At 65.0% G+C, this 17323-nt stretch carries 16 protein-coding genes and 2 pseudogenes; 6 read left to right on the forward strand and 12 right to left on the reverse strand.

What is annotated here, in order from left to right:
• Window positions 1-42 precede the first annotated feature (42 nt).
• Entirely contained in the window at window positions 43-1233 is a 1191-nt protein-coding gene (metK, locus tag HDG37_RS21665; RefSeq protein WP_184051163.1) for a methionine adenosyltransferase, read from the forward strand.
• Window positions 1234-1463: 230 nt separating this feature from the next.
• Here metK and HDG37_RS21670 read toward each other — a convergent pair whose 3' ends face one another.
• Window positions 1464-1832 (reverse strand): hypothetical protein, encoded by a 369-nt coding sequence (locus tag HDG37_RS21670; RefSeq protein WP_184051165.1) that lies wholly within the window; start codon window positions 1830-1832, stop codon window positions 1464-1466.
• Window positions 1833-2403: 571 nt separating this feature from the next.
• Here HDG37_RS21670 and HDG37_RS21675 point away from each other — a divergent pair.
• Window positions 2404-3165, forward strand: coding sequence for a phytanoyl-CoA dioxygenase family protein (locus tag HDG37_RS21675; RefSeq protein ID WP_184051167.1), 762 nt, complete (start codon window positions 2404-2406; stop codon window positions 3163-3165).
• Window positions 3166-3196: 31 nt separating this feature from the next.
• On the opposite strand, the gene HDG37_RS21680 is transcribed toward HDG37_RS21675, so the two are convergent.
• Complete coding sequence (locus HDG37_RS21680; protein WP_018419114.1) at window positions 3197-3403, reverse strand: DUF3185 family protein; 207 nt, start codon at window positions 3401-3403, stop codon at window positions 3197-3199.
• Between the two features lie 228 nt (window positions 3404-3631).
• Here HDG37_RS21680 and mgrA point away from each other — a divergent pair, with 228 nt between their 5' ends.
• Window positions 3632-4675, forward strand: a complete 1044-nt coding sequence (mgrA, locus tag HDG37_RS21685; RefSeq protein WP_184051169.1) for an L-glyceraldehyde 3-phosphate reductase — start codon at window positions 3632-3634, stop codon at window positions 4673-4675.
• A gap of 105 nt (window positions 4676-4780) precedes the next feature.
• Here mgrA and HDG37_RS21690 read toward each other — a convergent pair whose 3' ends face one another.
• The 3 genes and pseudogenes from HDG37_RS21690 to HDG37_RS21700 form a co-directional block, all read right to left on the reverse strand.
• A complete protein-coding gene (locus HDG37_RS21690; protein ID WP_090805541.1) occupies window positions 4781-4963 on the reverse strand; it encodes a hypothetical protein in 183 nt (60 codons plus the stop codon).
• A 326-nt stretch (window positions 4964-5289) separates the two neighbouring features.
• Entirely contained in the window at window positions 5290-6480 is a 1191-nt protein-coding gene (locus HDG37_RS21695; protein WP_311541512.1) for an MFS transporter, read from the reverse strand.
• A gap of 282 nt (window positions 6481-6762) precedes the next feature.
• Window positions 6763-7893, reverse strand: a pseudogene (locus tag HDG37_RS21700) (efflux RND transporter permease subunit); the annotation flags it as partial.
• A 20-nt stretch (window positions 7894-7913) separates the two neighbouring features.
• On the opposite strand from HDG37_RS21700, the gene HDG37_RS21705 reads away from it, so the two are divergent.
• The 3 genes from HDG37_RS21705 (at window position 7914) to HDG37_RS21715 (ending at window position 9769) form a co-directional block, all read left to right on the forward strand.
• A complete protein-coding gene (locus HDG37_RS21705) occupies window positions 7914-8066 on the forward strand; it encodes a hypothetical protein (protein WP_184051172.1) in 153 nt (50 codons plus the stop codon).
• Window positions 8067-8300: 234 nt separating this feature from the next.
• On the forward strand, window positions 8301-8513 hold the full coding sequence (locus tag HDG37_RS21710; protein WP_018419122.1) for a hypothetical protein: 213 nt from the start codon (window positions 8301-8303) through the stop codon (window positions 8511-8513).
• Window positions 8514-8722: 209 nt separating this feature from the next.
• Entirely contained in the window at window positions 8723-9769 is a 1047-nt protein-coding gene (locus HDG37_RS21715; RefSeq protein ID WP_409260238.1) for a serine/threonine protein kinase, read from the forward strand.
• Between the two features lie 60 nt (window positions 9770-9829).
• Here the strand turns inward: HDG37_RS21715 and HDG37_RS39435 are convergent.
• The 7 genes and pseudogenes from HDG37_RS39435 to HDG37_RS21745 form a co-directional block, all read right to left on the reverse strand.
• Window positions 9830-10084, reverse strand: a pseudogene (locus HDG37_RS39435) (hypothetical protein); the annotation flags it as partial.
• 99 nt (window positions 10085-10183) lie between these two features.
• Window positions 10184-11206 carry an XdhC family protein gene (locus HDG37_RS21720; protein WP_184051176.1) on the reverse strand — a complete coding sequence of 341 codons (1023 nt, stop codon included), beginning with the start codon at window positions 11204-11206 and terminating at the stop codon, window positions 10184-10186.
• The gene (locus HDG37_RS21725) at window positions 11179-11793 is read right to left on the reverse strand and encodes a CoxG family protein (protein WP_184051178.1); all 615 of its coding nucleotides are present in this window, start codon (window positions 11791-11793) and stop codon (window positions 11179-11181) included. Before HDG37_RS21725 ends, HDG37_RS21720 begins: the two co-directional genes overlap by 28 nt.
• The gene (locus tag HDG37_RS21730; protein WP_184051180.1) at window positions 11784-13049 is read right to left on the reverse strand and encodes a VWA domain-containing protein; all 1266 of its coding nucleotides are present in this window, start codon (window positions 13047-13049) and stop codon (window positions 11784-11786) included. Before HDG37_RS21730 ends, HDG37_RS21725 begins: the two co-directional genes overlap by 10 nt.
• Before the next feature lie 11 nt (window positions 13050-13060).
• Entirely contained in the window at window positions 13061-13942 is an 882-nt protein-coding gene (locus tag HDG37_RS21735) for a MoxR family ATPase (RefSeq protein WP_090802637.1), read from the reverse strand.
• A gap of 168 nt (window positions 13943-14110) precedes the next feature.
• The gene (locus tag HDG37_RS21740) at window positions 14111-14908 is read right to left on the reverse strand and encodes a xanthine dehydrogenase family protein subunit M (protein WP_184051182.1); all 798 of its coding nucleotides are present in this window, start codon (window positions 14906-14908) and stop codon (window positions 14111-14113) included.
• Window positions 14909-14936: 28 nt separating this feature from the next.
• The gene (locus tag HDG37_RS21745; protein ID WP_184051184.1) at window positions 14937-17318 is read right to left on the reverse strand and encodes a xanthine dehydrogenase family protein molybdopterin-binding subunit; all 2382 of its coding nucleotides are present in this window, start codon (window positions 17316-17318) and stop codon (window positions 14937-14939) included.
• Window positions 17319-17323: the final 5 nt, after the last annotated feature.

Genomic DNA, 17323 nt, shown 5'->3' on the forward strand with positions numbered 1-17323 from the left:
CTACGTGGAACGCAACCGTAACCACTAACAGGAGTCTGCAACGTGGCAAACGACTATCTCTTCACTTCCGAATCCGTTTCCGAAGGCCATCCCGACAAAGTCGCGGACCAGATCTCGGACGCGATCCTCGACGCCATCCTCGCTCAAGACAAGTACTCGCGTGTCGCGGCCGAAACGCTGTGCAACACGGGTCTCGTCGTGCTGGCCGGTGAAATCACCACCACCGCGAACGTCGACTACATCCAGATCGCGCGCAACACGATCAAGCGCATCGGCTACGACAACACCGACTACGGCATCGACTACCGCGGCTGCGCGGTGCTCGTCGCCTACGACAAGCAGTCGCCGGACATCGCCCAGGGCGTGGACCGCGCGCACGACAACAACCTCGATCAAGGCGCGGGCGACCAGGGCCTGATGTTCGGTTACGCGTGCGAGGAAACGCCGGAACTGATGCCGCTGCCGATCCACCTGTCGCACCGCCTCGTCGAGCGTCAGGCGAATCTGCGCCGCGACGGCCGTCTGCCCTGGCTGCGTCCGGATGCCAAGTCGCAGGTCACCGTGCGCTACGTCGACGGCAAGCCGTATTCGATCGACACCGTCGTACTGTCCACCCAGCATTCGCCGGACATCGAGCTCGACACGCTGCGCGAAGCGGTGATCGAGGAAGTGATCAAGCCGACGCTGCCGGCCGAGCTGATCAAGGGTGACATCAAGTTCCTCGTGAACCCGACCGGTCGTTTCGTGATCGGCGGTCCGCAGGGCGATTGCGGTCTGACGGGCCGCAAGATCATCGTCGATACGTACGGCGGCGCGGCGCCGCACGGCGGCGGTGCATTCTCGGGCAAGGATCCGTCGAAGGTGGACCGCTCGGCAGCGTACGCCGGCCGTTACGTCGCCAAGAACATCGTGGCCGCGGGCCTCGCATCGCGCTGCCTGATCCAGGTGTCGTACGCGATCGGCGTCGCCCAGCCCACCTCGGTGATGGTCAACACGTTCGGCACCGGCCGCGTGTCGGATGCGACGATCACGGAACTCGTGCGTCAGCATTTTGACCTGCGTCCGAAGGGCATCATCCAGATGCTCGACCTGCTGCGCCCGGTCTACGAGAAGAGCGCGGCGTATGGTCATTTCGGCCGCGAAGAGCCGGAATTCACGTGGGAAGCCACCGACAAGGCGCTCGCACTCGCCGAAGCGGCAGGCACTGAGCCGGTCGCGGCGCTTGCCGAATAAGCGCGAGCCGGTCGCCGCTTGAAAGCAAACAAACCCCGCCGGCGTGAGCCGGCGGGGTTTTGCTTTGTCTATCGATGGCGTAGCGATGCCGCCGCGCGAAGCACGTCGTCGAGGCGGCGCGCTCGAAGTCTTGCGGTGCTCGAAGTCAGCCCAGCGGTGAACGGCCAGCCGGTCGGCAGATCAGCGGTCTAGCCACCAACGCGCAACTGCAACTCACCGGCCCAGCAATCTCACCGGCTCGCAAACGCAAACGCAAACGCGAACCACCCGCCGCTGCTCGTCAACAGGCGACGCGGTCGGCGGCTCGCAGGCGTGCGCACCGTCGGCGCGCGTTTCGCGACCGCGAGGCGCAACGGTGTCGGTTTGCGCAGCAGCGTGCGCAGCGACAGACGGCGCGTGCCGCTCTGCTGGCGTAGCGCCGAGAAGAACGTATGGAACCAGGTCCGAAAGCCGTCGACGGCCTTCGCGTCGCGCCACTGCTCGCCGAGCGCGCGGGTGCGCGCGGCATGATGGCGCAGCGCCCGCATCATATGGCGGCGCGCGGGACGCGCCGCTTTCAGCGCGGCGCGGGTAAGACGGGTGCTCAAAAGAGTATGCATGGCTTCACATTTAGGCAATGAACCGCACGTCGGCGCGTGCACCGGATGTGCACGGACAAACAGCACCATATGTGCCAATGACGGGGTTGCGATGAACGGCCTGAAAGCGGGAAATTCGGTGCGGGTCGTGGCGCGGGAGATTGCGACGCGAAACACGGCGCACAGCGCAGCGAAGGTACAACGCGGAGAAACCGACGGCACGGGCCCTGACGGCCTGCGCACAACAGAAAACTGCGTAAGCGACGATCGACATGCGAGCAGGCTACACGGGAATCATGACGTCAGAAAGTCGGTTATTACCCTGCGAGACCGGATTTCTCCGCGGATCGAATCGTCGCGGATGCCAGTCTGCTGTCACCCCTTCCGGGCGATTTGCGTGCGCGTTTGCCCAGCGAATGTGCGGTGCGGGCGCGCCGCGCGCCTGAAACCGGTGCATTGGCGCGCCGCGAAAAGCGAAGGCGATCGGCGCAAAAGATCAGCAGGACACAGGAGCCTCTCGCGGTGAACCAACGCACCCCGATCGCGCCCGTTTTACAATCGAACATCAGTTAGTCGACAGTCACGGAACGCCATGTCACTCCATTCGAAGAAAGAGCAGATTCAAACGTTGCGGGAGCAGGGTTTTGTCGTCGTGCCAGGACTCGTGTCGCCCGAGCGTTGCGACGAGCTGAAGCGGATCGCGCAGCGGCAGCTGCAGGAAGCGGCGGCGCCGATCGAATTCGAAGCGGATTTGCAGTATCCGGGCGCGCCGTCATCGAAGGATGCTCCAGGCGGACATACGGTGCGGCGCCTGCTCGACGCGTACGGTCGTCACCCCGCGTTCGCGCAATGGGCGACCGCGCCCGAAATCCGTGGCTGGATGGAGCTGTATTTTGGCGAGGAGCCGCGTCTGTCGCGCGCGCATCACAACTGCATGATGACCAAGCACCCCGCGTACGGCAGCCTGACCGGCTGGCATCGCGACGTGCGCTACTGGTCGTTCGAGCGCGACGATCTGATGTCGGTGTGGCTCGCGGTCGGCCCGGAAACCGTCGATAACGGCGCGCTGTGGTTCGTGCCGCAATCGCACGGCGCCGCGTTCACATCGGACCGTTTCGACGAAGCGAAGTTTTTCCGCGCGGATCTCGCCGAGAACGAGGCCGCGATCCGCACGGCGGTGTCGCCCGAGCTGAAGACTGGCGACGTGGTGTTCTTTCACTGCAACACGCTGCACTCGGCCGGCAAGAATCTGAGCGACCAGGTGAAGTTCTCGCTGGTGTTCACCTATCACGGCGCAAGCAATGTGCCGCTGCCCGGCACGCGCTCGGCCGCGAAGCCCGAGATTGTGTTCTAGATTATTTTGGTCGCGGGCCTCGCGCCGATGCTCAGCGCTTGCGCCCCGACATCGCGATTCCCGTCAGCCCGGCGAGCGTCGCCACCACGCCCGCGACGATCAGCACGATCGCCTTGTTGCTCGGCGAGCCGGTAAAGAAGCGCGACACGTCGCTGCTCACCGAATTGAATGCCTGCCCGCCGAAATACAGCAGCACGATACCGCCGACAATCAGCGCGATCGAAATCGCTTTCGTCATCTGCACCTCCCATCAACCTGAACCGGCCAGAGTGTAGGTGAGGCGTGCGTGCTCGTCCATCCTGCATACTGGTTGCGCTGCAAGCGCCGCGTCGATTGGCTAACATAGCGGTCTGGCCGCACCGCGGCGACACCACGACAACAAATCTCCCCAGCAGCACGCCTCCCGCAACGCGCGAATCCTCACGCCCGCCATCCTCGGGCGATCTCATCGACAAGGACACCAGCAATGGCTTACGAAGCAGCTTCAGAACGCTATTCGGACATGCAATACCGCGTCTGCGGCAAGTCGGGTCTCAAACTGCCGGCGCTGTCGCTCGGCCTGTGGCACAACTTCGGCGACACCACGCCGATCTCGACGCAGCGTGACATCCTGCGCACGGCCTTCGACCTCGGCATCACGCACTTCGATCTGGCGAACAACTACGGCCCGCCGTACGGCAGCGCGGAAACCAACTTCGGCCGTCTGTTCAAGGACGATTTCAAACCGTATCGCGACGAGTTGCTGATTTCGTCGAAGGCCGGTTGGGATATGTGGCCCGGTCCGTACGGCCAGGGCGGCGGCTCGCGCAAATATGTGCTCGCGAGTCTCGATCAGAGCCTGAAGCGCATGGGCCTCGATTACGTCGACATCTTCTATTCGCATCGCTTCGACGCGCACACGCCGCTCGAGGAAACCGCGGGCGCGCTCGCGAGCGCGGTGCAGCAGGGCAAGGCGCTGTACATCGGCATCTCGTCGTACTCGTCGGCGAAGACGCGCGAAATGGCGAAGCTGCTCGCCGAATACAAGGTGCCGCTGCTGATCCATCAGCCGTCGTACAACATGCTGAACCGCTGGATCGAACACGACCTGCTCGATACGCTCGATGAAGTCGGCGCGGGCACGATCGCGTTCACGCCGCTCGCGCAGGGATTGTTGACCGGCAAGTACCTGAACGGCGTGCCGGAAGATGCGCGCGTCAACAAGCCGGGCGGCGGTTCGCTGAAAGACGAGCATCTGAGCCCGCGGAACATCGAGCACGTTCGGAAGCTCAACGACATCGCGCAGCGCCGTGGTCAGAGCCTCGCGCAGATGGCGCTCGCGTGGGCGTTGCGCGATCCACGCGTGACCTCGGTGCTGATCGGCGCGAGCCGCGCGGAGCAGGTGCGCGAGAACGTCGGCGCGCTGAAGAAGCTCGCATTCTCGGCCGACGAACTCGCCGAAATCGATCGCTATGCGACCGAAGGCGGGATCAATCTATGGGAAAAGCCGTCGACCGATCAGGCGATCTGATCGCGTGAGGAGCCAGCGCGTCCGCGCAACAGGCGGACGGACGCAAGGGCAAAACGAAGCCGCACGCTCAGCGTGCGGCTTTTCTGCAGGTATTTCGCCGAGCCGCTACACGAGCGCCGGCAGACCCTCGACCAGCGCCACCGCGCACATCACACCGATCAGCGCGCCCAGCACACGCAGCCCGTTGTGTCGCAACTCGGTCTTGCAGGGCAGCGCGCCGACGAATAGCGCGCCCGCCAATGCCATCGGAATGACCAGGATGAAATCGCCGATCGTAAAGTAGGTCATCTTCGTCTCCTCCCATGCGGGATGGTTGCTGTGTCGTTCCGGCAGAGGCCGCGGCTTCGAAATCATGCCGCGCGGTTGCACGAATCGAGTATAGGAGACCGATCGAGCGGCGCGACGGCGCAAGCTGGCGCGTCGGCGCTTATTCGTAAGCTGCTGAACCCAGGCGCGGCGCGGCCCGCGGCGATTGGCGCGGCGCAACAAAACGCGAGGGAAAATAGCAAACGTTCGCTTACGCAAGCCTTTCGTTTTGCCGCCGATCCATGCGGGTTGGCTGATTGCGGTCGGCTCGCGGTGCCTGCACCGCGCAACGCGACCGATGCGCCGGGCTATTCGCGCCCGCGCAGGCGGCTCGCCGCGATCAAGCCGATCACGAGCAGCGCACCGACTAGCCCGACGACGCCGTTCCAGCCTTGACCGGCCCACACATGGCCGCCATACGAACCGACCAGGCTCGAGCCGATGTAGTACGCGAGCAGATACAGCGCAGCGGCCTGGCCTTTCGCGTCTTTCGCCAGACGCCCGACCCAACCGCTCGCGACCGAATGCCCGGCAAAGAACCCGAACGTCACGCAGGCGATACCGGTCGCGATCGCCGCGAGCGGATGCAGCATCGTCAGTGCGAGGCCGAGCACCATCAGCAGCAGGCTCCCGATCAGCACGCGTGCACGGCCGAACGTGTCGGCCATGCGCCCGGACCATGGCGACGCGACCACGCCAACCAGATAGACGATGAAAATCGCGCCGATCTCCGTCTGATTCAACTGATACGGCGGCGCGAGCAGCCGGTAGCCGATGTAGTTGTACAGCGTGACGAAGCTGCCCATCAGCACGAAGCCGAGCAGGAACAGCAGCGGCAGACCCGGTCGCGTGAACTGGCGCAACAGCAGCGTGCGGTGATGCGCGAAGCCGAGCCCGCGGCGCGGCACGAAATGGCGCGACGGTGGCAGCAGCGCGCGGAACGCGAGCATCGACAGCAGGCCGAGCACGCCGATCGTGCCGATCGCGATGCGCCACGAAAACAGATCCGCGACCACGCCGGTGATGACTCGCCCGGCCATGCCGCCGATCGCCGTGCCGCCGACGTACAGGCCCATCGCGAGGCCGAGGCCGTCGGGATGCACTTCCTCGGCGAGATAAGCCATCGCGACGGCCGGCACGCCGCCGAGCGCGAGCCCTTCGAGCGTACGCAGCACGAGCAGCTGGTGCCAGTGCGGCGCGACCGATACGCCAATCGTCAGCACCGATGACACCGTCAGCGACAGCGTCATCAGCTTGTGCCGGCTCCAACCCTCGGAGACGAAACCGGCGACGAAGATCGCGAGCGCGAGCGCAGCAGTGGATAGTGACAACGACAGACTGCTTTGCGCCGGCGTCACGTTGAACGCTTCGGAGAACGACGGCAGCAGCGGCTGCACGCAGTAGAGCAGCGAGAACGTCGCGTAGCCGGCGAACAGCAGCGCGAGGCTGGCACGCCAGTACGCGCGCGAGCCGCGTTCGAGATAAGGGATGTCCGACACGGTGGTGGTGCTTGCGCAAGCAGCTGAAGCTGCGCCGCGGGAGGGAACGGCAGATGCAGTCCGCTGGGATTGCGGCGGCAGGGTCACAACAAAACTCCTTGGGTCACACGGAAACGCGCAAAAGTGTTAAGGATACGCTGAAAACGCCTTTCAAGCCGGCGTCGCGGGCAACGCGGCGTGCCAATGGTGACCCGCAGCGCTCCATCCGCAGCACGTCGCGCGCCTGTCTCCCGGCGCTAGCCGTGCGCCCCGGCTTCACTGCCCGGCGCCGGCGCCCGCGTCGCCCCCGAAGTCGCCGTCGACGGATGCACGAGCGCGTCGTCGCCCGGCACTCGGATGATGATCGGGGTTCAGCGTGATCAGGATGTCCGAGTCGGATGTGCCGATCGTGCCCGTGTTGCTGTACGAAAGGTTGATACCCGACACCGGCAGACCGATGTTGTCGATGATCGAATGCTGCTCGCCGGCCGGAATCAGCTGACGGATGCGCGCATCGACACGATCGGTCAGCACCGCGGTTTCCTCGACGCGCATGCCGGTTTTCGCGCGCATGTGCAGCGCGATCGTGCCGGCATCGACGGCGGGGAAAAAGTCGCGGCCGATAAACGGCAGCAACAGCAGCGACTCGCGAGCGTCGGCACGAGCGTACGCGAGAAGAAGTACGACGCGAGCATCGCGAACACCACCGCTTCGGCAAGCGGAATGAACAGATAGTGCGCGACACCGGTGAGCAGAAACATCGGCACGAACACGATACAGATCGCCCGCGTCGACACCAGCGTCGGAATCGCGATCTGATGCGCGCCGTCGAGAATCGCCTGTTCTAGCGTCTTGCCCTGTTCGAGCTGATGGCTGTTGTTTTCGATCGCGACGGTCGCATCCTCGACGAGAATCCCGACCGCGAGCGCGAGCCCGCCGAGCGTCATAATGTTGATCGTCTGACCGAGCGCGGACAACGCGATGATCGACGTGATCATCGACAACGGAATCGAATCATCAGGCCCGTCAGGCACGCGGCGATCAGCGCTTCACGCAATACGCCCTGCACGGATGCACGCACGAACAGCGATTGGTCGGCGACGGGGTCGATATTCAGCGACGGCCGCACCAGATGGCGCAGCGTCGGCATCATCGTCTTGATGCGCTCGACGATATCGAGCGTGGACATTCCGTGTGTTCGATATCGTTGACCGCCACCGACAAGCCGCGCTCGTAGTTCAGCGCGATGCGCCGCTCCATTTCGTCGGCGGGCCGGCCGTTATACGACTAGATGACCGAGAGCACCGGAATATCGATGTTCGGAAAGATGTCGGTGGGCGTGCGCAGAATGGTCAACGGTCCGACGGTCAGCAACAGCAGCGCCAGCACGACGAACGTATAGGGGCGCCGTAGCGCGAGACGAACGATCCACATGACTAGCGAAGACGAATGAAATGAGCGGCGAGCGCGCCGCGCGGATCGGAAACGCAGGCGCGAAGGCAGGTGCGAAGCCGCGCGGCGCCCGCGTCTGGCAGATCGTTCCGGCAGTGCACGTTTTTGATGTCACCCCCCGCAGGGTTTATGATGGTCTGCATTACGACGTCTGAGGCCGAGATAATCGGCCGTACGCAACGTAATGGGAATAGGGCGAAACGACGGGTGAAAGCCTTCTATTCGCCTTCCCAAAGCCCCGCAAAGCGGGAAAAATGACTCGAACCTCTCACGCGCCATGCGCGCGACAGATTAAGTGCGCACGCAACGTCAAATGCGAAGCGGCGTTTTTATCATCACCTCGACCGGCGTGAAATCATAAAGCCGGCTAAGGGAAGCGGGGAATTATCATGGAAGTCGGTTCCATTGTCCGATCGGTACATATCGCCGTTCCGCAAGGCGCGCGCGGAATCGTCATGCGCATTCTTGGCGACATGGCGATGGTGGCGTGGTACGCCGGCGAGCCCGGCGCCTCGCAGCAACTCAATACCGAACCCTTTTTCCTGGAAGATCTGATCGATACCGGCGACCTGATACGTCCGGCCGGCGCGCAGACGCATTGAACGAGAGACTTACCGGTTGCTCATTGCCGTTGCGTGACCCGCAGGTGCGGGCTGTAGTGATGCTGTAAGGTGAGATCGACTCGTCAGCATCGCCGTGGGCCGATGCGCGCGTCGATCCACGGCGCGTCCCAAATCAGCCCGTATTTCTAGCGATGCCACGCACGCATTGCGAGTCGTCGCCCTCGTCTTTCCCCGCGACGCGGCGCACAATGCGGGGCATGAACGACACCATTCCCGACAATTCCTATCCCGAGGCCGGCGCCGATGGCGCCGTGCCATTCGCGCGGCTCACGCCGGAAACCGTGCTCGACGCGATCGACGGCGTGCTCGCAACGACCGGCGTGCGTACCGACGGCCGTCTGCTGCCGCTCAACAGCTACGAAAATCGCGTGTATCAGGTCGGCGTCGAAGACGGTCCGCCCGTGGTCGCGAAGTTCTATCGTCCCGAGCGCTGGAGCGACGCGGGGATTCTCGAAGAGCACGCGTTCGTCGCCGAACTCGCCGCGCGCGAGATCCCAGCCGTGCCCGCGCGCGTGCTCGATGGCCGCACGCTGCACAGCTTCGACGGCTTCCGCTTCTCGGTCTTCGAGCGACGCGGCGGTCGCGCGCCGGATCTCGACCGGCGCGACACGCTGGAATGGCTGGGGCGTTTCATCGGACGCATTCATGCGATCGGGCAGACCCAGGACTACGTAGAACGTCCCACGCTAAACATCGACACGTTCGGCTACGAGCCGCGCGACTTCCTGCTCGCGCACCGTTTCGTTCCCGACGATCTGCGCACCGCGTGGGAAACCGTCGTGAATCTCGCGCTCGAAGGCGTCGCGTATGCGTTCGAGCGGGCTGGCGAGATTCGCAGGTTGCGTCTGCACGGCGACTGTCATCCGAGCAACGTGCTGTGGACCGACGCGGGCCCGCATTTCGTCGATTTCGACGACAGCCGCATGGGGCCCGCGATTCAGGATCTGTGGCTGCTGCTGCCGGGCGAGCGTGCGGAGGCGTCGCGCGCGCTGGCCGATCTGCTCGCCGGTTACGAGGATTTCTGCGAATTCGAGCCGCGTGAGCTGTATCTGATCGAAGCGCTGCGCACGTTGCGGCTGATTCACTATCAGGCATGGCTCGCGCGCCGCTGGAACGATCCGGCGTTTCCGGCCGCGTTTCCGTGGTTCAACACGCAGCGCTACTGGGAAGATCGCATCCTCGAGATGCGCGAGCAGATCGGCGCGATGCAGGAAGGGCCGTTGTGGCCGATTTGACGTCTTGACGGTCAAGGCGCCTGCGACGCCACATTCGACGACTCCACCAACGTCGATCTGGATCGCGACTTCGTGCGCGCCCGGGTCGGCCGCGGAGCTGCGGTAGGAGGCGGCGAACGCGGCATAGCTCGGGAAGGTCGACACCATCAGCCGATCACCGTACGACACGTACGCGACCGAGCCGCGTTCGAGCCGGTCGAAGTGTGCCTTGTCGTAGCGGAATTCGTAGCGCGTGCGGCCGTCGCGCGTGACCGGCGTCACCGCGCTGAAGCCGCGCGCGTCCGCATACAGCGCCTTGTCGGCGAGCAGGTCGTAGCGTTTGGAAGCGATCGAAAGAGGGTTCGCCGGGTATGCACGGCGAGCCTGCCGCCTGTCGACATTGAGCAAAGCACTTAATTGCGCGATGTCGACGGGCTACACGCTGTAAGCGGCGCCACCCGACGCCGCAATCTCCCGCGCGGCCTTCGCGCCTTCGACCTGCAATAGCGTCGGCAGCGACACGCCATTTTTCGCCGCCGTCACCTCCGCCAGAATCGACACCGCGATCTCGGGCGGCGTCCTGCTGCCGATATAAATGCCGACAGGTCCATGCAAGCGTGCCAGTTCGGCTTCGTTCAGATCGAACTCCTTCAGGCGCTCGCGTCGCGCGTGATTGTTCCTGCGCGAGCCGAGCGCGCCGACATAAAACGCCGGCGTCTTCAATGCTTCCATCAGCGCGAGATCGTCGAGCTTCGGATCGTGCGTGAGCGCGATTACCGCGCAGCGCTCGTCGAGCTTCATGTCGATCACGGTATCGTCCGGCATCGTGCGTACGATCTTCGTGCCCGGCACGTCCCATTCCTCGGTGTATTCCTCGCGCGGATCGCAGACCGTCACCTGATAATCGAGTCCCACCGCGATATGGCACAGGTAGCGAGACAACTGCCCGGCGCCGATCACTAGCATCCGGTAGCGCGGGCCGTGGATCGTCAACAGACGCTCACCGTCGAAATGCACGCCGTCGGTCGCCTGCGCGTCGTCGAGCCGCATCGCGCCCGTCGTCATGTCGAGTTCGCGTGCGACGAGCCGGCCATTTTCGACCGCGTGACATAGCTCGGCGATGCCGCTTTGCCGCGTCAACGGTTCGAGCACGAGCTGGATCGTGCCGCCGCACGGCAGGCCGAAGCGATGCGCTTCCTCGGCCGTGATGCCGTACTTCACCGCCTCCGGATGTGTCTGCTCGATGCCCCGTTGCCGCACGCGATCGATCAGATCGTCTTCGATGCAGCCGCCCGACACCGAGCCCACCACGAGGCCGTCGTCGCGCACCGCGAGCATCGCGCCCTCGGGACGCGGCGACGAGCCCCACGTCTTCACGACCGTCACGAGGAGCGCGCGATGTCCGTCCGCCAGCCAGCGGGCGCTGGTTTTCAGAACTTCGAGATCCACGCTGTCCATGATTTCTTCCCTTTCTTTGCTTCGCCGCCGGACTCGCCGTCCGCGGCCTCGTTCGATTCCGTTTGCTCGGAGGCGGATGCGGCTTCGGTTTCGGTTTCGGTATCCACCGGGGCGTTGCCTTCCGCTGTTTCAACAGCGCTATTGTCTCCCGAGAGCTGGGCGCCGAAGCGCTTGAAAAACTCCCCCGCAATCTTGCGCGCCGCACCGTCGACGAGCCGCGAGCCGATCTGCGCGAGCTTGCCGCCGACCTGCGCATTGGCGGTGTAGGAGAGCTTCGTCGCGGCATCGCCGTCGGCTTCGAGCGAGACCTGCGCGTTGCCCTTGGCAAAACCCGCGGCGCCGCCCTGGCCTTCGAACACAATGGTGTAGGTGTTCGGCGCGTCGATATCGGTCAGTTGCATGCGCCCCTTGAAGCGCGCCTTGACCGGGCCCACCGCCGCGACCAGCGTGACCAGGTACGCGTTTTCGCCGTCCGGGTCGATGCTTTCGCAGCCGGGGATGCAAGCGCGCAGAATCTCCGTGTCGTTCAACGCGTCCCACGTTTGCTGCTGCGCGACCGGCAGCGTATGAATTTCGCTCAATTCCATGACGTTGCTCCTGCGAGTGTCGTCGCGGCGACGGCGTGGCGAGGCGCGCGCGTCAGTTGCGCGAGATCGTGGCCGAATGCTGCGAGACTGTCTAGATTATGAACCGGACGATGCGCGTCGACATACGGCAGGATCGCCTGCACGCCGCGCGCCTTCGGAGTGAAGCCGCTGAACCGCAGCAGCGGATTGAGCCACACGACGCGATGCGCGAAGCGTGCGAGGCGCGCCATTTCGGTATCGAGCACGTCGATCGCTTCGTGATCGAGACCGTCGGTGACGAGCAGCACCGTCGCACGACCTGTGAGCACGCGGCGCGCCCAGCGTCGGTTGAACTCGGCGAGCGCCGCGCCGATGCGCGTGCCGCCCGACCAGTCGACCACCTGGTCGCTGAGCGTCGCGATCGCGACGTCCGGATCGCGTTCGCGCAATGCGCGCGTCGCGTTCGTGAGCCGCGTGCCGAACAGAAACACCTGCAGACGTTCGCGCGACTGCAACAACGCGTGGCAAAAGTAGAGCACCGCGCGCGAGTAGTTGCTCATCGAGCCGGAAATGTCGAGCAGCAGCACGAGCGGCGGCTTGCGCTCGACCCTCGCGCGATACTTCCACACGGTCCAGTCGCCACCGGCGCGCACCGCATGCCGCGCGCTCGCGCGCAAGTCCGCATGCGTGCCGTGCGATGCCGCCTTCAGGCGCCGCGTCGATTCGGTTGCGAGCGGCAGCCGCTGGCTGCGAATCAGATGCCGCAGCGTGCGCCATTCGTCGGCGTTCAGCGTGTCGAAATCGCGATGACGCAGCCGCTCTTGCGCGCTGAACGTCAACTGCGCATGCAACTCTTGCTGCTCGGTTTCCTGCTGCGCATTCAGATGCGGCGACGGTGGCATGCGCACCGCGAGCGCATCGGCGAGACGGTTGTTGCGCTTCGGCGGTGGCAGCCCGTCGCGCACTTTCGGCAGCAGCAGCGCGCGCAGCTTGCCTTCCCAATCGGGGTCGCGCCAGAACAGATCGAACGCGGCATTGAAGAGTTCGCGTTCGTCGGGCGCGGTGACGAGCAGCGCGGCAAGCGCGGCGTGCACGTCGTCGCGGCGGCCGAGGTCGATCCACTGCAACGCGGCGAGTGCGTCGACTGCTTGTGCGGGCGACATCGGCAAGCCGGCGCCGCGCAGCACGCGCACGAAATGGACGACGTTGCGCGCGAGCGTGGGCGCAGTGTGCTGGTTCGTGTCGTCGAGCCTGCCCGAGCCGGTTCCGTTCGTCATGCCAACGACCCTCACCCGGACAGACACTGCGCGATCTGCGCGGCATCCACACGCGCGAGATCGTCCTGATACTTGAGCAGCACGCCGAGCGTGTTCTGCACCGATTGCGGATCGAGCTCCGTGACCGACAGCGCTTCGAGCGCGCGGCACCAGTCGATCGTCTCGGCGATGCCGGGCGCCTTGAACAGATCCATGCCGCGCAGCCGATGCACGAAGTCGACCGCGCGCCGCTGCAATTGCGCCGACGTTTGCGGCGCGCGCGCGGCGACGATCTCCAGTTCGCGATCGCGGTCCGGATAGCCGATCCATTGATACAGACAGCGGCGCTTCAACGCGTCGTGAACTTCGCGCGTGCGGTTCGACGTCATGATGACGAGCGGCGGCTGCGTCGCGCGCACGGTGCCGTATTCGGGAATCGATACCTGGAAGTCGGACAGGAGTTCGAGCAGGAACGCCTCGAACGGTTCGTCGGCGCGGTCGATTTCGTCGATCAGCAGCACGCGCCGCGCGCCGGGATGGTTTTCGTCGGGCATCAACGCCTGCAGAAGCGGACGCTTCAGCAGGAATTCGCCACGATATAGCGTGTCGTTGTCGGGGCGCTCGCCGCTCGCTTCGGCAAGCCGCAGCGCCATGATCTGGCGCGGGTAGTCCCACTCATAGAGCGCGCTCGCGGTGTCGAGGCCTTCATAGCATTGCAGGCGCAGCAACGTGGTGCCGAGCATGCCCGCCGCGGCTTTCGCGAGCTCGGTTTTGCCGACACCCGGCTCGCCTTCGACGAACAACGGCCGCTCCATGCGCAGCGCGAGATACAGTGCGGTCGCGAGCTCGCGGCTCGCGAAATAGCGTTGGGCGGCGAGTTGGGCGAGGGTGTCGTCGATCGAAGCCGGCTGCATGGTGATCCTGAATCTGCGCGACAGGCCATGGCAAAGCGTGGCGCGAGTGAAGAACGCAATGGCCGCGAGCCCGGCGTCGAACTGTCGCGCCGGCTCGCGAAGTGAACGAAGCCGGCTTGCGCGCACCGTGGTGAAGGCGCGGCAAGCCGGGGCGCCTAGCGAGGATCGCTAGGCATTTGCCTTCGTGACCGCGCGCGCGGCGAGCACCGGAATCAGATGCGCGCGATACGCGGCGCTCGCGTGCATGTCGTCGTTCAGCTCGTCGGGCGACACGCTCACTGCACGTGCCGCCTCGGGCGTGAAGTTCGCCGACAGCGTGCTTTCGAGCTCGGGCACGCGAAATACCGACGCCGCCGCGCCCGTCACCGCCACTCGCACGCCACTCGCGGACTTCGCGACGAACACGCCGACCAACGCGAAGTGCGACGCCGGATTGGGAAATTTCTCGTATGCGGCACGCTCGGGCACCGGAAACTCGACGGCGACGATCAGCTCGTCGGGCGCGAGCGCGGTCTCGTACATGCCGACGAAGAAATCGGCCGAAGAGATGCGCCGCCGGTCCGTGACGATCGTCGCATCGAGGCCCATCGCCGCCGCCGGGTAGCACGCGGCCGGGTCGTTGTTCGCGAGCGAGCCGCCGATCGTGCCGAGCGCGCGCACCTGGCGATCGCCGATATTCGCGGCCAGCTCCGCGAGCGCGGGCAACACGCGCCGCACGTCCGCGTGTTCGGCGACGTCCGCGTGACAGACGGCTGCGCCGATCGTCACCGTGCTGGCATCGACGGTGATCGTCCTTAGCGCGGGAATGCGCGTCACGTCGATCAGTTGCGACGGCTGCGCGAGACGCAGGCGCATCGTCGGCAGAAGGCTCTGGCCGCCGGCGAGGAACTTTGCGTCGCTGTCGGCGGCGAGGGCTGCGGCGGCCGCTTGCGGATCCGTCGCGCGTTGATACTCGAATGAATACATGTCGAATGCTCCGCTCAGGATCGTTGGGTCAGGCTTGCTTCGCCGCTTGAATCGCGGACCAGACGCGATGCGGCGTGGCCGGCATCTGCAGATTGGTCACGCCAAGCGGCGCGAGTGCGTCGATGATCGCGTTGATCACGGCCGGCGGTGAGCCGATCGCGCCCGCTTCGCCGCAGCCTTTGACGCCGAGCGGATTGTGCGTGCACGGCGTGCCCTTCGACGTTTCGACCGTGAAGTCGGGCAGGTCGGACGCATGCGGCATCGCGTAGTCCATGTAAGAGCCGGATAGCAACTGGCCGCTGTCGTTGTCGTACACGCAGCGCTCGAGCATCGCCTGACCGATGCCTTGCCCGAGCCCGCCATGCACCTGACCTTCGACGATCATCGGATTGATCACGTTGCCAAAATCGTCGACCGCGGTGAACTGCTGGATGCGGGAGACGCCGGTGTCCGGATCGACTTCGATCTCGCAGATATACGCACCCGACGGATACGTGAAGTTGGTCGGATCGTAGAACGCGCTTTCTTCGAGCCCCGGTTCGAGCACGTCGAGCGGATAGTTGTGCGGCACGTACGCGGCGAGCGAGATCTCCGCGAACGCCTTGGTGCGGTCGGTGCCCGCGACGCGGAACACCCCGTTCTTGAACTCGATGTCTTCAGCCGACGCTTCGAGCAGATGCGCGGCGATCTTCTTCGCCTTTGCTTCGATCTTGTCGAGCGCCTTCGAGATGGCCGAGCCGCCGACCGCGATCGAACGCGAACCATACGTGCCCATGCCGAACGCGATGCGGCCGGTGTCGCCGTGCACGATCTCGACGCTTTCGAGGGCAATGCCAAGGCGGTCCGCGACGACTTGCGCGAAGGTCGTCTCATGGCCCTGGCCGTGACTGTGCGAGCCCGTGAACACGGTGACTGAACCGGTCGGATGTACGCGGATCTGGCCGACTTCGAACAGGCCCGCGCGCGCGCCGAGCGCGCCCGCGATGTTCGACGGCGCAAGACCGCATGCCTCGATGTAGCACGAGTAGCCGAGGCCGCGGCGCTTGCCGTTCTTTTCGGATTCCTGCCGGCGTGCGGCGAAGCCCTCGACGTCCGCGAGCGTGAGCGCGCGCGACAGGATCGCGTTGTAGTCGCCGGTGTCGTAGGTGAGGCCGACCGGCGTCGCGTACGGGAATTGCGTGATGAAATTGCGGCGGCGGATTTCCGCGGGGTCGAGTTTCATCTCGCGCGCCGCGGCTTCGACCAGACGCTCGACGACGAACGTCGCTTCCGGCCGGCCCGCGCCGCGATACGCATCGACCGGAACGGTGTTGGTGAAGACCGCCTTCACTTCGGCATAGATCGCGGGCGTTGCGTATTGCCCGGCGAGCAGCGTCGCGTACAGGATCGTCGGCACGCTCGACGCGAATGTCGACAGATACGCGCCCATGTTCGCGATCGTATGCACGCGCATCGCGAGGAACTTGCCGTCGGCGTCCAGCGCAAGCTCGGCTTTGGTCACGTGATCGCGGCCGTGCGCATCGGAAAGGAACGCCTCGGAGCGCTCGGCGGTCCATTTGACCGGCCGGCCGATCTTCTTCGACGCCCAGGTGAGCGCGACGTCTTCGGCGTATAGAAAGATCTTCGAGCCGAAGCCGCCGCCGACGTCCGGCGCGATCACGCGCAGCTTCGATTCCGGCAGCGACAGCACGAACGCGGCCATCAGCAGCCGCTCGACGTGCGGGTTCTGATTCGCGACGTACAGCGTGTAGCTCTCGTCCTGCGCCGAATAGTTCGCGTTGACCGCGCGCGGTTCGATCGCGTTCGGCACGAGGCGGTTGTTGACGATGTCGAGCGTGGTCACGTGTGCGGCTTTCGCGAACGCGGCGTCGGTCGCGGCCTTGTCGCCGTGGCCCCAGTTGTAGCAGACGTTGTCGGGCACTTCGTCGTGCACGGCCGCTTGACCAGGGTCGGCCGCATGCGCGGTATCGACGACGGCCGGCAGTTCTTCGTAATCGACTTCGATCAGTTCGGCCGCATCTTTCGCCGCCTTGATCGATTCAGCGATCACGAGCGCGACCTGATCGCCCACGTGCCGTGCTTTCGTATGCGCGATCACCGGATGCGGCGGCTCGTTCATCGGCTTGCCGTCGGTGCTGTGGATCAGCCAGCCGCACGGCAGTCCGCCGACGTTGTCGGCGGCGAGATCCGCGCCGGTGAAGATCGCGATCACGCCCGGCGACTGTTTGGCCGCGCTCGTGTCGATGCTTCCGATCTTCGCGTGCGCGTGCGGTGAGCGCAGGAACACCGCGTAGGTTTGCTGCGGCAGCACGATGTCGTCGGTGTACTGGCCTTTGCCGGTCAGGAAGCGATAGTCTTCCTTGCGTTCGACGGCGGCGCCAATCAGGCTCTGTGTATCGGGTGCGTTCATCGTCG

This window comes from Paraburkholderia sp. MM5384-R2, from assembly GCF_014201025.1.
GTDB classification, from domain to species: Bacteria; Pseudomonadota; Gammaproteobacteria; order Burkholderiales; family Burkholderiaceae; genus Paraburkholderia; species Paraburkholderia tuberum.

What these genes read in the sequence shown, in the direction of transcription:
- HDG37_RS21670 (WP_184051165.1), bottom strand. Translation starts at nt 1,832, where the DNA reads ATGCATACTCTTTTGAGCACCCGTCTTACCCGCGCCGCGCTGAAAGCG.
- HDG37_RS21675 (WP_184051167.1), top strand. Translation starts at nt 2,404, where the DNA reads ATGTCACTCCATTCGAAGAAAGAGCAGATTCAAACGTTGCGGGAGCAG.
- HDG37_RS21680 (WP_018419114.1), bottom strand. Translation starts at nt 3,403, where the DNA reads ATGACGAAAGCGATTTCGATCGCGCTGATTGTCGGCGGTATCGTGCTG.
- mgrA (WP_184051169.1), top strand. Translation starts at nt 3,632, where the DNA reads ATGGCTTACGAAGCAGCTTCAGAACGCTATTCGGACATGCAATACCGC.
- HDG37_RS21690 (WP_090805541.1), bottom strand. Translation starts at nt 4,963, where the DNA reads ATGACCTACTTTACGATCGGCGATTTCATCCTGGTCATTCCGATGGCA.
- HDG37_RS21705 (WP_184051172.1), top strand. Translation starts at nt 7,914, where the DNA reads ATGAGCGGCGAGCGCGCCGCGCGGATCGGAAACGCAGGCGCGAAGGCA.
- HDG37_RS21710 (WP_018419122.1), top strand. Translation starts at nt 8,301, where the DNA reads ATGGAAGTCGGTTCCATTGTCCGATCGGTACATATCGCCGTTCCGCAA.
- HDG37_RS21715 (WP_409260238.1), top strand. Translation starts at nt 8,723, where the DNA reads ATGCGGGGCATGAACGACACCATTCCCGACAATTCCTATCCCGAGGCC.
- HDG37_RS21720 (WP_184051176.1), bottom strand. Translation starts at nt 11,206, where the DNA reads ATGGACAGCGTGGATCTCGAAGTTCTGAAAACCAGCGCCCGCTGGCTG.
- HDG37_RS21725 (WP_184051178.1), bottom strand. Translation starts at nt 11,793, where the DNA reads ATGGAATTGAGCGAAATTCATACGCTGCCGGTCGCGCAGCAGCAAACG.
- HDG37_RS21730 (WP_184051180.1), bottom strand. Translation starts at nt 13,049, where the DNA reads ATGACGAACGGAACCGGCTCGGGCAGGCTCGACGACACGAACCAGCAC.
- HDG37_RS21735 (WP_090802637.1), bottom strand. Translation starts at nt 13,942, where the DNA reads ATGCAGCCGGCTTCGATCGACGACACCCTCGCCCAACTCGCCGCCCAA.
- HDG37_RS21740 (WP_184051182.1), bottom strand. Translation starts at nt 14,908, where the DNA reads ATGTATTCATTCGAGTATCAACGCGCGACGGATCCGCAAGCGGCCGCC.
- HDG37_RS21745 (WP_184051184.1), bottom strand. Translation starts at nt 17,318, where the DNA reads ATGAACGCACCCGATACACAGAGCCTGATTGGCGCCGCCGTCGAACGC.